Below are 15,243 nucleotides of genomic sequence, written 5' to 3'. Positions count from 1 at the left end.
TTTTTCGCCCCCTCCGCCCCTACCCGTCCCGTCCCTGGGGGCTGCCGCCCCCAGACCCCGCTTCGGCCCAAAGGGCCTCGTCCTCAAACGCCGGACGGGCTGGATGATGCGGACCGGCGCCGAAAGTTCGCCCGCTCGTCGTCAAAGGCCGGACGCGCCGGAGAGCGCCGTCATCTCCCACATCAGCAGTTCCGCTTCCGTCACCCCCACCGCCTCCAGATCCTTCGCCTCCGTGATCCGCGCCGCGTCACCCGGCCCCAACCGCTCGTCGTCCAGGCCCACTTCCCCCCGTACGACGTGCACGTACACGTACACCCCGTCCGGCACCGCCGTCCGCTCCCCCGCCGTCAGGCGCCGTACGTGGAGCATCGCGCCCGCCTCGGGGACCGCGTACGGCGTCGAGTCCGCGATGCCGTGGACGATCTCGTAGGAGGGGTCGCCGCCGGGCTCCAGCGGGGCCAGCCACATCTGGACGAAGGTCAGGGGGGCCGGGCCGTCGTTGCGTTCGACGTGCCGGACGCCCGCCGCGGAGCTCAGGCGCTGGACGTCGCCGGGGCGTACGACCGTCTCGTGGCCCGTGGAGTCGCGGTGGGTCAGTTCGCCCTCGACCACCCACGTCACGATCTCGGTGTGACTGTGCGGGTGCTCGTCGAAGCCTGCGCCGGGGGCGAGCCGCTCCTCGTTGCAGGCGATCAGCGCGCCGAAGCGGAGGTTGTCGGGGTCGTAGTGCGGGCCGAAGGAGAAGGCGTGGAGGGATTGGATTCCGGTCCCCGGGTCGCCGCCTGGGTAGCGCTGCGTGGCGCGCCGTACGTCCATCACGTGGACCACCGTAGCCCTCACCTGCCACCCGGCGACGCGCACTCCCGTCCGGATAAGGCAGTCTTGTCCCGTGCCCGAACCCGAAACCCGCCGCAACGGCTCCACAGCGCCCGACGTCCACGCACACACCGCGACCCTGAAGCGGCTGGAGAAGTCGTCCGGCCGTCTCGCCGCGCAGGCCATCGCGCGCATGGACGAGACGCTGCCGTGGTACCGGGCGATGCCCCCGGAGAACCGTTCCTGGATCGGGCTCGTCGCGCAGGCCGGTATCGCCGCCTTCACCGAGTGGTTCCGGCACCCGGACGCCCCGCAGGCCATCTCCACCGATGTCTTCGGGACCGCGCCACGCGAGCTGACCAGGGCCATCACGCTGCGCCAGACCGTCGAGATGGTGCGCACCACCATCGAGGTCATGGAGTCCGCCATCGACGAGGTGGCGGCTCCGGGGGACGAGGGCATCCTGCGCGAGGCGCTGCTCGTGTACGCCCGGGAGATCGCCTTCGCCACCGCCCAGGTGTACGCGCAGGCCGCCGAGGCACGCGGTGCCTGGGACGCGCGGCTGGAGTCGCTCGTCGTGAACGCCGTGCTCAGCGGCGAGGCCGACGAGGGGGCCGTCAGCCGGGCCGCCGCGCTCGGCTGGAACTCGCCCGAGCATGTGTGCGTGGTGTTGGGCACCGCTCCCGACGGTGACAGCGAACTGACCGTCGAGGCCATCCGGCGGGCCGCCCGGCACGCCAAGCTGCAGGTCCTCACCGGCGTGCTCGGGACCCGGCTCGTGGTCATCGCGGGGGGCAGCGACAATCCGCTCGCGGTCGCCAAGTCGCTGATCGGGCCGTTCGCCGCCGGGCCGGTGGTGGCGGGTCCCGTCGTACCCGATCTGCTCGCCGCGACCCGCTCCGCGCAGGCCGCGGCCGCCGGGCTGAAGGCGTGTTCTGCCTGGCAGGACGCCCCGCGGCCGGTACTCGCGGACGATCTGCTGCCGGAGCGCGCGATCGCCGGTGACCCCGCGGCCCGTGAGCAGCTGGTGGAGGAGATCTACAGACCATTGGAGGAAGCCGGCTCCGCGCTCCTGGAAACGCTCTCCGTCTATCTCGAACAGGCGAGTAGTTTGGAGGGGGCGGCCAGGATGCTCTTCGTCCATCCCAACACCGTGCGCTACCGGCTTCGACGTGTGACTGACGTCACCGGCTGGTCACCGTCCGATGTACGTTCGGCGTTCACGTTGCGCATCGCGCTGATCCTGGGGCGTCTGGTCGACGGCGATCTCCAGCTCTAGCTTTTGTCGAGGCTCCACAAAACCCCTTCGTGTTCTTCGTCCTTGTCCCCACGGGCGGCCGTGCCCGTCCCCAAGAGAGAGTGTGAGAGTGCTCGTACTCGTCGCTCCCGGCCAGGGCGCCCAGACGCCCGGCTTCCTGACTCCCTGGCTCGAACTCCCCGGTGCCGCGGACCGCGTCGCCGCGTGGTCGGCCGCCATCGGACTGGATCTCGTCCACTACGGCACGCAGGCCGACGAGGACGCCATTCGCGACACCGCCGTGGCTCAGCCGCTGCTGGTCGCGGCCGGTCTCCTGTCCGCCTCGGCACTCGGTGCCGCACCATCTGCCGCTGACGCGGCGGGTGCGCCCGGCGCCGTCGTCGCGGGCCACAGTGTCGGCGAGTTCACCGCCGCCGCCTTCGCGGGCGTCCTGGACGACACCGCCGCGCTGACCCTCGTCCGCACGCGTGGTCTGGCCATGGCCGAGGCCGCCGCCGTCACCGAGACCGGCATGTCGGCGCTGCTCGGCGGCGACCCCGAGGTGAGCGTCGCGCACCTGGAGAAGCTGGGCCTGACCCCGGCGAACGTCAACGGCGCCGGTCAGATCGTGGCCGCGGGCACGCTGGAGCAGCTCGCCGCGCTGAACGACGACAAGCCCGAGGGCGTGCGCAAGATCGTCGCCCTGAAGGTGGCCGGTGCTTTCCACACGCACCACATGGCCCCCGCGGTCGACACGCTGGCGAAGGCCGCCGAGGCCCTCACGCCCGCCGACCCGAAGATCACGTACGTCTCGAACAAGGACGGACAGGCCGTCGCCACCGGCGCGGAGGTCCTCTCGCGCCTTGTCGGCCAGGTCGCCAACCCGGTCCGCTGGGACCTGTGCATGGAGACCTTCAAGGAGCTCGGCGTCACCGCTCTGCTGGAGGTGTGCCCCGGCGGCACGCTGACCGGTCTCGCCAAGCGCGCGCTGCCCGGCGTGAAGACGCTGGCCCTGAAGACCCCCGACAACCTCGACGCGGCCCGCGAGCTCATCGCCGAGCACAGTGCCTGACAAGGAGCCCGAGAGCATGTCGAAGATCAAGCCCAGCAAGGGCGCCCCGTACGCGCGCATCCTCGGCGTGGGCGGCTACCGTCCCATCCGGGTCGTGCCGAACGAGGTGATCCTCGAGAAGATCGACTCGTCCGACGAGTGGATCCGCTCGCGCTCCGGCATCGAGACCCGCCACTGGGCGAACGACGAGGAGACCGTCGCCGCGATGTCCATCGAGGCGTCGGGCAAGGCGATCGCGGACGCGGGGATCTCCGCCGAGCAGATCGGCGGCGTGATCGTCTCGACCGTCTCGCACTTCAGCCAGACCCCGGCCGTGGCCACCGAGATCGCCGACAAGCTCGGTACGGCGAAGGCCGCGGCCTTCGACATCTCGGCGGGCTGCGCCGGCTTCGGTTACGGCCTCACCCTCGCCAAGGGCATGATCGTCGAGGGCTCGGCTCAGTACGTCCTGGTCATCGGCGTCGAGCGGCTGAGCGACCTGACCGACCTGGAGGACCGGGCGACGGCCTTCCTGTTCGGCGACGGCGCCGGCGCGGTCGTGGTCGGCCCGTCCGAGGAGCCGCACATCGGTCCGACGGTGTGGGGTTCCGAGGGCGACAAAGCCGGAACGATCAAGCAGACCGTGCCGTGGAACGAATATCGCATCGGCGACCTCGACAAGCTTCCGCTGGACAGCGAGGGCAACGTCAAGTTCCCCGCAATCACGCAGGAGGGCCAGGCGGTGTTCCGCTGGGCCGTGTTCGAGATGGCGAAGGTCGCGCAGCAGGCGCTGGACGCGGCCGGGATCATCCCGGACGACCTGGACGTCTTCATTCCCCACCAGGCCAACGAGCGGATCATCGACTCGATGGTGAAGACTCTCAAGCTGCCGGAGCACGTCACGGTCGCCCGCGACGTGCGCACCACCGGCAACACCTCGGCCGCCTCGATTCCGCTCGCGATGGAGCGGCTCCTGGCGACCGGCGAGGCGAAGAGCGGCGACACCGCGCTCGTCATCGGATTCGGGGCGGGTCTCGCGTACGCCGCTACGGTCGTTACCCTCCCCTAGGCACTCCGTGCCGGATCATCGGATCCGGTGCGGTGAGTACCTGCCAACACCCTCTGGATATCTACGAAGGAGCGCCCGACATGGCCGCCACTCAGGAAGAGATCGTCGCCGGTCTCGCCGACATCGTGAACGAGATCGCCGGCATCCCGGTTGAGGACGTCCAGCTGGACAAGTCCTTCACCGACGACCTGGACGTCGACTCGCTGTCCATGGTCGAGGTCGTCGTCGCCGCCGAGGAGCGCTTCGACGTCAAGATCCCCGACGAGGACGTCAAGAACCTCAAGACCGTCGGCGACGCGACCAACTACATCCTCAAGCACCAGGCCTGATCCAAGGCCGGCTGCCTGGCCCCGCCACCCGGCGGTGGCGCCGCTGAATCCCGATCCGTTGGAGAAAGAATTCCCGTGAGCTCGACCAATCGCACCGTGGTCGTCACCGGTATCGGCGCAACCACACCGCTGGGTGGCGACGCAGCCTCTACCTGGGAGGGCCTGGTCGCCGGACGTTCCGGCGTCAAGGCCCTGGAGCAGGAGTGGGCCGCCGAGCAGGCGGTCCGCATCGCCGCGCCCATCGCCGTGGAGCCGACCGAGGTCATCCCGCGGCCGCAGGCCCGCCGACTGGACCGTTCGGCGCAGTTCGCGCTGATCGCCGCTCAGGAGGCGTGGAAGGACGCCGGCTTCGAGGCCAAGGCCGGTGAAACGGCGACATCAGCCGCTACCGCGGCGGGCAGCGTCGACCCCGACCGGCTCGGTGCGGTGATCGCCTCCGGAATCGGTGGCGTGACGACCCTCCTCGACCAGTACGACGTGCTGAAGGAGAAGGGCGTCCGCCGCGTCTCCCCGCACACCGTCCCGATGCTGATGCCGAACAGCCCGTCGGCGAACGTCGGCCTGCTCGTGGGCGCCCGTGCGGGCGTGCACACGCCGGTCTCCGCCTGCGCGTCGGGTGCCGAGGCCATCGGCTACGCCATCGAGATGATCCGCACCGGCCGCGCCGATATCGTCGTCGCGGGTGGCACGGAGGCGGCCATCCACCCGCTGCCGATCGCCGCGTTCGGCAACATGATGGCGATGTCCAAGAACAACGACGACCCGCAGGGCGCCTCCCGTCCCTACGACGTCGCCCGTGACGGCTTCGTCCTCGGCGAGGGCGCCGGTGTGATCGTCCTGGAGTCCGCCGAGCACGCCGCGAAGCGCGGTGCGCGGGTGTACGCCGAGGCGGTCGGGCAGGGCATCTCCGCCGACAGCCACGACATCGTGCAGCCGGAGCCGGAGGGGCGTGGCATCTCGCACGCCCTGCAGAACCTGCTGGACCGCACGGATCTGAACCCGGCCGAGATCATGCACGTCAACGCCCACGCGACCTCGACGCCGGCCGGTGACGTGGCCGAGCTGAAGGCGCTGCGCAAGGTGTTCGGCGACGACGTCGACCACATGGCGGTGTCGGCGACCAAATCGATGACCGGCCATCTGCTGGGTGGTGCCGGTGGTGTCGAGACGGTCGCGACCGTGCTCGCCCTGTACCACCGGGTGGCTCCGCCGACCATCAACGTGGAGAACATCGACCCGGAGGCCGAAGCCAACGCGGACGTGGTGCGGGATGAGGCGCGGAAGCTGCCCGTCGAGGGGCGGATCGCCGCGCTGAACGACTCGTTCGGGTTCGGTGGGCACAACGTGGTGCTGGCGTTCCGTACGGTCTGAGATTTGCTTGTACGTGTATGAAGGGCCCCACCGGCTGGTGGGGCCCTTCGTGCGTACTGAGGAACTACTGGAACGTGCTGAGCGGACATCAGACGACCTGGTGCAACCAGCGCACCGGCGCTCCCTCACCCGCGTACCTGAAGGGCTCCAGTTCGTCGTCCCACGGCTTCCCGAGCAGCTTCGCCAACTCCGCCTCCAGGTCCGTCTCTCCTCGCTGGGAGCGGAGCAGGGCGGCGCGCAGGCGGTCCTCGGGGATGAGGATGTCGCCGTGGATGCCGGTGACGGCGTGGAAGATGCCGAGGTCGGGGGTGCAGCTGTAGCGCTCGCCCTCGGCGGTGGCGCAGGGCTCGGCGGTGACCTCGAAGCGGAGGAGGTGCCAGCCTCTCAGTGCGGAGGCCAGTTTCGAGGCGGTGCCGACCTGGCCCTGCCAGGAGAACTCCGAGCGCCAGGTGCCGGGCGCGGCGGGCTGCCGGATCCAGTCGAGGTTGACGCGCGTACCGAGCACCCCGGCGACGGCCCACTCGACGTGCGGGCACAGCGCGCGCGGCGCGGAGTGCACGTACAGAACTCCACGTGTCGTCACCGGGACCTCCGGGCAGAGCGGGACATCTTGCGAACTGTCGGACGGCAGTGGCCAGGCAGCCACGTTGATGGCGAGGCTACCGTGCGGCGGCGCAAGGAGTGTGACGTACCGTCGGTCCCAGTGCCGTGAAACGCCCGCCATTCACCCGGCAGGACGCTTGTACGGGTGCGATCCGTTGCACAGTGATCGATGCGATCGGTCGGGAACCCTTGCGCGTTGTTATGAACGGACGACCTTTTTCGCGTTCGCGACATCGCACCACGACCGAGGGGACCACCACCGGATGCCGAAACCAAGCCGCCGCTCGCGGACCGCTCTCGCCGCCCTGGCGGCGGCCGTCCTGGGCGTAGCCGGCTGTGACGCCGTCGGTGGTGACTCGCCGGCGCCGAGCGGCACTCAGGCGCAGAAGGCCAAGCCGTCACCGAAGCCGACTCCCCTCTGGGACACCAGCCCCGACTCGATCGCCGCCGTGGGCGACTCCATCACCCGTGGTTTCGACGCGTGCTCGGTGCTGGCGGACTGCCCCGAGGTGTCCTGGGCGACGGGCAGCAGCGCCGACGTCGACAGTCTCGCCGTACGGCTGCTGGGGAAGACGAAGGCCGCCCAGCACAGTTGGAACTACGCGGTCACCGGGGCGCGGATGGCGGACCTGCCCGGCCAGATGGCGCGGGCGGCGACGCGGAAGCCGGGGCTGGTGGCGGTGATGGTCGGGGCGAACGACGCGTGCCGGGCCACCACGGCGGCGATGACCTCGGTGGCCGACTTCCGCTCCGATTTCGAGGACGCGCTGAGCACACTGCGCAAGGGTGCGCCCAAGGCGCAGGTGTTCGTGGCGAGTGTGCCGGACCTGAAGCGGCTGTGGTCACAGGGCCGTACGAATCCGATGGGCAAGCAGGTGTGGAAGCTGGGCATCTGCCCGTCCATGCTGGGCGACGCGGAGGCCCTGGACGCGGCGGCGACCGAGCGCCGGGACACCGTGCAGAAACGGGTGGAGGACTACAACGAGGTGCTGGAGGAGGTCTGCGCGAAGGACCGCCGCTGCCGTTTCGACGGGGGCGCTGTGTACGAGTACCGCTTCGGCACGGGCCAGCTGAGCCAGTGGGACTGGTTCCATCCGAGTGTGAACGGACAGGCACGGCTGGCGGAGATCGCGTACCGCACGGTCACGGGGAAGAAGGCGTGACGCAAGAGGCGTGACCTAAAGTTCCGCACATGAACGAACTCTTCGCCACACTTTCGGACGGCACCCCCGTCCACCGCTGGACCCTGGAGCGGGCGGGCGTCCGCGTACGGATTCTGTCGTACGGCTCAATCGTGCAGTCGGCGGAGGTCCCGGACCGTGACGGGCGTGCGGGGAACGTGGTGCTGGGGTTCGCGGACCTGGACGGGTACCTCACCCACCCGGAGCCGTACTTCGGCGCTCTGGTCGGGCGGTACGCGAACCGGATCGCGGGCGGCCGTTTCCGGCTGGACGGCCTGACGTACGCGCTCGCGCCCAACAACCCGCCCAACTCCCTGCACGGCGGCGAGCGCGGTTTCGACAAGCGGGTGTGGGACATGGAGCCGGTCGCACACGGCGTGCGCCTGAGCCGGGTGAGCCCGCACGGCGAGGAGGGCTTCCCGGGCCGGCTGGAGGTCTCGGCGACGTACACGCTGACGGAGTCCGGCGCGCTGCGGATCGCGTACGAGGCCGTCACCGACGCGCCGACCGTCGTGAACCTCACCAACCACAGCTACTTCAACCTGGGCGGGTCCCCGAACGCCGGCGGGCACGAGCTGCGGATCGCCGCCTCGCGCCGCACCCCGGTCGACGCGGACCTGATCCCGACCGGCGTCCTGGACGAGGTGGGGGGCACGCGCTTCGACTTCCGTGAGGCGCGGAAGGTCGGTGCCGGGTACGACCACAACTTCGTGCTCGACAAGGGTGTGACCGAAGCGCCCGTCGAGGTCGCCGAATTGTACGACCCCGCGTCCGGCCGCGTCCTGACCGTGGCGACCACTGAGCCCGGCCTCCAGCTGTACACCGCCGACCACCTCGGCGAGCCCTTCGCGCCGGGCGACGGCATCGCGCTGGAGACCCAGCACTTCCCCGACTCCCCGAACCGGCCGGAGTTCCCGAGCACGGTGCTGCGGCCGGGCGAGGTGTTCCGGTCGGAGACGGTGTACGGGTTCTCGGTTCGTTAGGTCGGTACGACACGAGCCCCGGCCCAAGGTGTCAGGTCCCGGGCCGGGGCTGCTCGTGGGACGTGTCCCGGATCAGACGTTAGTTGTCGCGGTGAGGCGGCGGTCGGAGATCGAGCGCCCGACCTGGATCTCGTACGAACCCTTCACAAACGACCACTCGTCGGTCTTCTCGTCCCAGATCTCGAACGCCCGGCGGGGCAGTTCCACGGTGACCTCGACGACCTCGCCGGGAGGGGCCTCCACCGCCGCGAACCCGGCCAGCCGGCGCGCCGGGCGCTCGGCTCCGGCTTCGGCTTCGGCTTCGGCTTCGGCGGGCGCCAGGTAGACCTGGACGACTTCGCGGCCCGCGCGTGTACCGGAGTTGCGGAGGCGGACCCGGACGGTCGTGCCCTTCACCTCGACCGATTCGTACGTCCAGTCGGTGTAGCCGAGTCCGTGACCGAAGGGGTACGAGGGTGTCCTGCTCTCCTTCTCCCAGGCGCTGTAGCCGATGAACAGGCCCTCGCGGTACGGGAGTTCGCCGTCTCGCGGGACGACCTGGGTGACCGGGGCGTCGGCGAGTGAGCCCCAGGTGGTCGGCAGTCGGCCGCCGGGCTCGTGTTCGCCGGTCAGTACGTCCGCCAGGGCGGCGCCGCCCTCCTGGCCGGGGAACCAGCCGAGCAGGACGGCGGCGACCTGGTCGCGCCAGGGCAGTTCCACCGGGGAGCCGGAGTTGACGACCACGACGGTGTTCGGGTTGGCGGCGGCGACCGCGCGGACCAGGTCGTCCTGGCGGCCGGGGAGGGTGAGGTCCGTGCGGTCGAAGCCCTCCGACTCGACGCGTTCGGTGGTGGCGACCACGACGACGGCGGTGTCGGCGGCCCGGGCGGCGGCCACCGCCTCGGCGAACAGTTCCTCGGGGTCGCGCTGCGGCTCCTGGTGGGCGAGGGTGAAACCGATCACCTTCATGGGGTGGTCCTCGGAAACGGCGACCTCATGGGTGAGGGACACCTCCACCGGTTCCCCTGCGGTGAGTTCGGGCTGGGCCCGGGGCACGGGGGCGCCGAAGAAGGCGGCGAAGGGCTCGTCCTCGGCGGGGCGTTGGACGTCGTCGTAGTACGTGGTGCCGTCGATCCGCAGGGTGAACGCGCCCATGCCCTTGATGCCGAAGGTGTGGGGGCCGGTCTCGCGTGGGGTGAAGGTGCCGGTCAGTTCCACGGTGTGCAGGCGGTCGTGGGTGACGCCGTCGGGGAGGTCCGTACCCATCCACTGGATGAGGCCGTTCGGGGCGGAGCCGGTCCCGATGACGTCTCCGTCGGCGGCGCGGCAGACGGCCCGCAGCTCGAAGCCCTGGTCGGCGACGGCGAGTTCGGTGTTCGGGTCGGCGCCTACGGCGTAGCTGAGGCTGCCGTCGGGGAGGGCGGCGGTGAGGCCGTCGAGCGGGGAGACGATCCGGGCGGGGAAGACGGTGGCGGAGCCGCCGCCGAGGACGCGGGCGTCGCGGGCGGCGGCGCCGATGAGGGCGACCGTGCCGTGGGGCTTCAGGGGCAGGGCGTCCCGCTCGTTGCGGACGAGGACGAAGGAGCGGCGGGCGATCTCGCGGGCCAGAGCCTCGCCGTCGACGGTGTCCGGCAGCTCGGTCACCGCCGGCTCGGCGCCCTCCAGGATGCCGACGCGGGCGGCGAGCCGCAGGACGTTGCGCACGGCCGCGTCGACCTTGGCCTCCTCGACCTCGCCGTCCCGTACGGCTTGCGCGAGCGCCTCGCCGTACACGGTCTTCGGGCCGGGCATGGCGACGTCGAGCCCGCCCTCGATGGCCCCCACGGTCGATCGGGCGGCGGTCCAGTCGGAGACGTTGACGCCGTCGAAGCCCCATTCGTCGCGCAGGATCTCGTTCACGAGGTAGCGGTGCTCGGTCATGGTCGTGCCGTTGACCGAGTTGTAGGCGGTCATGATGCCCCAGGGGTGGGCGTTCTCCACGATCGCCTCGAAGGGGGCGAGGTAGAGCTCGCGCAGGGCGCGTTCGGAGATCAGGTTGTTCACGGTGAGGCGGTCGGTCTCGGCGTCGTTGGCGACGAAGTGCTTGACGGTGGTGCCGACGCCGCCGGCCTGAACGCCCTGGACGTAGCCGGTACCGATGACCCCGGTCAGGTACGGGTCCTCGCTGTAGGCCTCGAAGTGGCGGCCGCCGAGCGGGGAGCGGTGCAGGTTGACGGTGGGGGCGAGCAGGACGTGGACGCCCTTGCGGCGGGCCTCCTGGGCGAGCAGCACCCCGGCCCTGCGAGCGAGTTCAGGGTCCCAGGTGGCGGCGAGGGCGGTCGGCGAGGGCAGCGCGATGGACGGGTCGTCGGCGGTCCAGCGCACGCCCCGGACGCCGATCGGGCCGTCGGACATGACGAGGGACTTCAGGCCGATCTCCGGCAGTGCGGGCAGGGACCACATGTCCTGGCCGGCCAGCAGCCGGGCCTTGGCGTCCAGGTCGAGCTTGCGGAGGGCGGCCTCAACGGCCGCCTCGCGGGTCTCGTCGGCCGTTTCCTGCGGTGCCGCCATCGGTGCCTCCTCGTTGAAGTCCGTTCGGTGCCCTACCCATCGTGCACCTGCCGCCTGTAGGCCGGTAGGTTTCGTTACGCTGGCGTTATATTTCGATGTTCGGGATGCCGTACGGTGACGCCATGAACGCCAGGACCAGGAGCGCGGAACGACGCGCTGAGATCGTCCAGGCCGCCCTCGAGGTCATCGCCGAGCGCGGCTACCGGGGGGCGAGCCTGGCCGCCGTGGCGGAACGGGTCGGACTGACCCAGCAGGGCCTGCTGCACTACTTCCCGACGAAGGACACCCTGCTCGTGGCCGTCCTCGAGGAGCGGGACAAGTGGGACGCGGTGCCCGCCGGGCCGTGGCGGACCGACCTGCTCGCCTCACTCGTCGAGTACAACGCGATGCGGCCCGGCATCATCCAGACCTTCTCGGCGCTGCTCGGCGAGAGCGTGACGGAGGGACATCCGGCGCGGGCGTACTTCACCGAGCGGTACGGCCGGGTACGCGAGTCGATGGCGACGGTCCTGCGCACCGAGTACGGCGACCGGCTGCCGAACGGCCTCACACCCGAGCGCGCGGCCCCCCTGCTGGTCGCCGTGATGGACGGGCTGCAGTACCAGTGGCTGCTGGACCCGGAGTCGGTGGACATGGCGGGGGCGTTTCGGGACTTTCTGGGGTTGATGGGCGAGACCGTTCCTAGAGACTGAGCGGGAGTGAGTCCTGTTGCCAGAACCCATGCTCAGCCGCGTGCCCCGAACGGTGTTGGGCACACTGGTCCCCCGCTTTCGCTCCGCGTCCGGCACGCACGGATCGTGTCCGTGGTCCGGGAACGCGGGGGCGGCCCGCGGCCGGAGGCCGCTGATGGGCAGAGCCTCACGCCCCCGGGCGCCGTATCCGGCCTGGACGGTCCGATGCCCACACCCATCGCTCTGGTGGGTGCGGGGCGGTGCCGTCCTCCCCCAGTGCCTTAAGGGCCTGGGAGGTGCCCCCAGCCGGATCGGGTGCCCGAGGGCGCGCCTTCCGATCGCCACCGAGGCGGCATCATGCCCCCTGAACTACCGCTGCCCGGCCGGTACGGCCGCCACGATTTCGATCTCGATCTGCGCCTCCGGCCGGAACAGCCGGGGCACCTCGAAGGTCATGCTGGTGGGAGGGGTCCCGGTGAGGAACTCCCGTCGTACGGCGCCGTATTCCTCTAGCCTGCCGATGTCCGTGAGGTACGTGCGGATGTTGATGACGTCGGCCAGGCTCGCCCCGTGTGCGTTCAGCAGTGCTTCCAGCGTCTCGAAGACACCCCGGCTCTGCTCGGCGAGCGTGGCGCCCTCGGCGATCTGCCCAGAGACGAACAACAGGGCGCTGCCGTCCGCGTGTTCGACGCGCGCGACCTGGGAGTAGTAGGGACTGAGGGGGCCGGGGGCGGAGGCGGGGTTATCCAACGTGATCTGCATGCCATCGACGCTAGGCCGGGACCCGGAATGCGACAAGCGAATGTCTAGCATGGCAGTCATGCCGAACTCGCATCCCTCGACCGACGTTCCGGATGTCTCCACGGTCTGGCTGCGCGTGTTCCTCGAAGTCGCCCGGCACGGTTCGTTCACGGTGGCCGCGCGGAGACTCGGGTGGACCCAATCCGCCGTGTCGCGGCAGGTCTCCTCACTGGAGGGGGCGCTGGGCGGAGGCCCGCTGTTCGATCGGTTGCCCAGGGGCGTGCGGCTGACCGAGGCCGGGCGGTTGCTCGTGCCGCACGCGGAGGCGGTCGTCGAGGCATTGCAGGGGGCCGGGCGCGAGTTGGCGGCCCTGCGCGAAGTGGCCGGTGGGCGGCTCCGGTTCGGGGCGTACGCCTCGGCCGATGCCGCGCTGGTGCCGCAGGCTCTCGCCACCTTCCGTGCGGGTCACCCCGGCGTCCATGTCTCCCGTGAGGAGGGCTTCACGCCCGTGCTGCTGGAACGGCTGACCGCCGGGCATCTCGATCTGGCGGTCGTCTCCTCGACGGGCGGCGCCCTGCCGTCGGCGTACGCACTCCATCACCTCCTCGACGAGTCGCTGTACGTCGCCGTGCCCGCCGATCACCCGCTGGCGGACGGCGGACCGGTGCGGCTCGGCCAACTGGCCGACGCCGACTGGATCTCCGGCAGTGCGCGCCCCGAAGGCACGCTGCTCGACGCGGCCGTGCGCCAGGGCTTTCGGCCTCGGATCGCGCATGTCGTCGGCGAGTGGACCGCCAAGCAGGGATACGTCGCCGCCGGGCTCGGCGTGACCCTGGTGCCGGCGCTCGCCGCCGAGTCGGTGCGCCCGGATGTCGCCCTGCTGCCGGTGCTGGACAAAGGGGCGCCCGCGCGGGCCGTATACGCGGCGACCATACGGGGGCGGTCGCTCACACCGGCCGCGGAGGCCTTCCTCGGGGCACTGCGGGAGGCGGCCGCCCGCCTGCTGGCCTAGGTACGGGTACTCAGGCGCTCGCCGGCCCCCAGGGCGAGGATGAGCGGCATGAGGGGGAGGAACATCATCGCGGTACTCGGTCTGCTGCCCGTCAACATCCTGGCCGTGGGCTACGGGTGGCTGGCGGCGGGCATGACCGGGTGGGCGGCGAGCTATGACGACGAGCCGTACGAGCCGCCGCTGGCCGAACTGGGTACGACCTGCGGGGTGGTGGCGGCCGTCGGTGTCGTGCTGTGGCTGGTCCGGCTGCGTGGAGCCGCTGTGTTCCAGGTGGTTCCGTTGCTCATTCTCGCCATGCTGATGCTGCCCTCTGAGCCACACCCCATGGCGTAGACCACTTCCGTCACGCGATACTGCCGCCGTTCGGTATCAGCGCTTCCCCACGGCGACACAAGGACCTGAACTGTCTTGACATTCATACGCGTTCGGATCGGCGTACTCGGACTGGCCCTGTTGGCGGGGCTGGCGGCCCCCACGACCACGGCGACGGCCGACACCGGACCCTCGCCCACTGTCGAGGAGCAGCGGCTCGACCGGGCTGTGCCCCAGGAGATCCTCAAACGTTCCGGATTCGACGCCACGGCAGGGGAGTTCGCGGAGACGCTCGACGCGGCCCGCTCCTATGCCGAGGCGCGTCGGGTCGTCGTACGCGAAGGGTCCTCGCTGTGGCGGCGGGCCGTCGACCGGGCGCAGGGGCGGGGGCCGGCGGGCGGGGATCTCAGTCGGGACGACGACCGGCCGCTGTACTGGGCGCGGCTCGCCATGACGCGGGATGTGCGTACCTGGGAGCCGGGGTTCGGGTTGAGTGACGTTCAACGGGCTTCGCTGCTGAATGCGTTGGAGCGGACCTCGCGTGGGCAGACCGCTGTTCGCTATCCGCGGGGCGAGGGGGTCAAGCGGATCCTGGTCACCGGGTTCGACCCCTTCACGCTGGACCGGGACATCCGGATCTCCAACCCCTCAGGGGCCACCGCGCTGGCGCTCGACGGCACGGTGATCGAGACCGCGGACGGGCCGGCGCGCGTGGAGACCGTCGTGTTCCCGGTGCGGTGGCAGGACTTCGCGGAAGGGACCGTGGAGCGGACGCTGCGGCCGTATCTGAAGAAGGTGGATCTCTTCGCCACTGTCAGCCAGGGGCGTGTAGGCCGGTTCGACGTCGAGCGGACCAACGGGGCCTGGCGGGGCGGGTTCCCTGACAACGACAACATCGGCCGGACCGAGACCGTCCCGGTCAGCGACCCGGCCTCGCAGCCGCAGTGGACGACGACGACCCTGCCGTACGAGAGGATCATGGCCGCGGACACCGGGCGGTTCCCCGTGTACGACAACACGCAGGTGACCGAGATCCCGGCGGGCGGCACCGAGGCCGTCGTACGGCCTGACGGGCCGACGGAAGGGTCGACGGCCCGTCAAGGGGGCGGCGGGAACTATCTCTCCAACGAGATCGCCTACCGGGCGACGTTGCTGCGGGACCGGCTGGGGCTGCGGGACTCGCTGCCGGGTGGGCATGTGCACACGCCTGTGCTGCAGTTCGGGGCGGGCAATACCGATCCGGCGACCGGTTCCGTGACCGATCCGGAGTTCGTACGGAATCGGCTGGACATCATCGGGCAGGTGCGGTCGATCCTGACGGTGGCGGCCGGAGGCTGA

General features: G+C 70.7%; 15 protein-coding genes and 1 pseudogene. 11 read left to right on the top strand and 5 right to left on the bottom strand.

What is annotated here, in order from left to right; all coding sequences use genetic code 11:
* Positions 1 to 141 precede the first annotated feature (141 nt).
* Positions 142 to 816, bottom strand: a complete 675-nt coding sequence (locus CLM62_RS31410) for a pirin family protein (RefSeq protein WP_095753324.1) — start codon at positions 814 to 816, stop codon at positions 142 to 144.
* 73 nt (positions 817 to 889) lie between these two features.
* Between CLM62_RS31410 and CLM62_RS31405 the strand changes: the two genes are divergently transcribed.
* The 5 genes from CLM62_RS31405 (at position 890) to CLM62_RS31385 (ending at position 5,873) form a co-directional block, all read left to right on the top strand.
* Positions 890 to 2,095, top strand: coding sequence for a CdaR family transcriptional regulator (locus CLM62_RS31405; protein ID WP_095753280.1), 1,206 nt, complete (start codon positions 890 to 892; stop codon positions 2,093 to 2,095).
* A gap of 88 nt (positions 2,096 to 2,183) precedes the next feature.
* On the top strand, positions 2,184 to 3,125 hold the full coding sequence (locus CLM62_RS31400; protein ID WP_095753279.1) for an ACP S-malonyltransferase: 942 nt from the start codon (positions 2,184 to 2,186) through the stop codon (positions 3,123 to 3,125).
* A 16-nt stretch (positions 3,126 to 3,141) separates the two neighbouring features.
* Positions 3,142 to 4,173: a ketoacyl-ACP synthase III gene (locus tag CLM62_RS31395; protein WP_095753278.1), complete on the top strand. Its 1,032-nt coding sequence runs from the start codon at positions 3,142 to 3,144 to the stop codon at positions 4,171 to 4,173.
* Between the two features lie 80 nt (positions 4,174 to 4,253).
* A complete protein-coding gene (locus tag CLM62_RS31390) occupies positions 4,254 to 4,502 on the top strand; it encodes an acyl carrier protein (protein ID WP_030931809.1) in 249 nt (82 codons plus the stop codon).
* Between the two features lie 75 nt (positions 4,503 to 4,577).
* Positions 4,578 to 5,873 (top strand): beta-ketoacyl synthase, encoded by a 1,296-nt coding sequence (locus tag CLM62_RS31385; protein WP_095753277.1) that lies wholly within the window; start codon positions 4,578 to 4,580, stop codon positions 5,871 to 5,873.
* Positions 5,874 to 5,961: 88 nt separating this feature from the next.
* Here the strand turns inward: CLM62_RS31385 and CLM62_RS31380 are convergent, their stop codons facing one another.
* A complete protein-coding gene (locus CLM62_RS31380) occupies positions 5,962 to 6,456 on the bottom strand; it encodes a DUF3145 domain-containing protein (RefSeq protein WP_095753276.1) in 495 nt (164 codons plus the stop codon).
* A gap of 283 nt (positions 6,457 to 6,739) precedes the next feature.
* On the opposite strand from CLM62_RS31380, the gene CLM62_RS31375 reads away from it, so the two are divergent.
* Both CLM62_RS31375 and CLM62_RS31370 read left to right on the top strand, forming a co-directional pair.
* Positions 6,740 to 7,639 carry an SGNH/GDSL hydrolase family protein gene (locus tag CLM62_RS31375; protein WP_095753275.1) on the top strand — a complete coding sequence of 300 codons (900 nt, stop codon included), beginning with the start codon at positions 6,740 to 6,742 and terminating at the stop codon, positions 7,637 to 7,639.
* Between the two features lie 29 nt (positions 7,640 to 7,668).
* Complete coding sequence (locus CLM62_RS31370) at positions 7,669 to 8,640, top strand: aldose epimerase family protein (protein ID WP_095753274.1); 972 nt, start codon at positions 7,669 to 7,671, stop codon at positions 8,638 to 8,640.
* A gap of 72 nt (positions 8,641 to 8,712) precedes the next feature.
* On the opposite strand, the gene CLM62_RS31365 is transcribed toward CLM62_RS31370, so the two are convergent.
* On the bottom strand, positions 8,713 to 11,169 hold the full coding sequence (locus CLM62_RS31365; RefSeq protein WP_095753273.1) for a glycoside hydrolase family 3 protein: 2,457 nt from the start codon (positions 11,167 to 11,169) through the stop codon (positions 8,713 to 8,715).
* Positions 11,170 to 11,273: 104 nt separating this feature from the next.
* Here CLM62_RS31365 and CLM62_RS31360 point away from each other — a divergent pair, with 104 nt between their 5' ends.
* Complete coding sequence (locus CLM62_RS31360; RefSeq protein WP_095753323.1) at positions 11,274 to 11,861, top strand: TetR/AcrR family transcriptional regulator; 588 nt, start codon at positions 11,274 to 11,276, stop codon at positions 11,859 to 11,861.
* Here the strand turns inward: CLM62_RS31360 and CLM62_RS52085 are convergent.
* Together CLM62_RS52085 and CLM62_RS31350 are read right to left on the bottom strand one after the other, a co-directional pair.
* Positions 11,851 to 12,200, bottom strand: a pseudogene (locus tag CLM62_RS52085) (hypothetical protein); the annotation flags it as partial. The gene CLM62_RS31360 and the pseudogene CLM62_RS52085 overlap by 11 nt on opposite strands.
* Before the next feature lie 9 nt (positions 12,201 to 12,209).
* Complete coding sequence (locus tag CLM62_RS31350; protein ID WP_095753272.1) at positions 12,210 to 12,602, bottom strand: RidA family protein; 393 nt, start codon at positions 12,600 to 12,602, stop codon at positions 12,210 to 12,212.
* A 58-nt stretch (positions 12,603 to 12,660) separates the two neighbouring features.
* Between CLM62_RS31350 and CLM62_RS31345 the strand changes: the two genes are divergently transcribed.
* From CLM62_RS31345 to CLM62_RS31335, 3 genes are all read left to right on the top strand, one after another.
* The gene (locus CLM62_RS31345; protein ID WP_257004204.1) at positions 12,661 to 13,593 is read left to right on the top strand and encodes a LysR family transcriptional regulator; all 933 of its coding nucleotides are present in this window, start codon (positions 12,661 to 12,663) and stop codon (positions 13,591 to 13,593) included.
* A 48-nt stretch (positions 13,594 to 13,641) separates the two neighbouring features.
* The gene (locus CLM62_RS31340) at positions 13,642 to 13,926 is read left to right on the top strand and encodes a DUF6234 family protein (protein ID WP_095753270.1); all 285 of its coding nucleotides are present in this window, start codon (positions 13,642 to 13,644) and stop codon (positions 13,924 to 13,926) included.
* Between the two features lie 75 nt (positions 13,927 to 14,001).
* On the top strand, positions 14,002 to 15,243 hold the full coding sequence (locus CLM62_RS31335) for a pyroglutamyl peptidase (RefSeq protein WP_095753269.1): 1,242 nt from the start codon (positions 14,002 to 14,004) through the stop codon (positions 15,241 to 15,243).

It is taken from the genome of Streptomyces sp. SA15, assembly GCF_002291145.1.
GTDB lineage: Bacteria > Actinomycetota > Actinomycetes > Streptomycetales > Streptomycetaceae > Streptomyces.
This window is presented reverse-complemented; position numbering and strand designations above follow the sequence as displayed.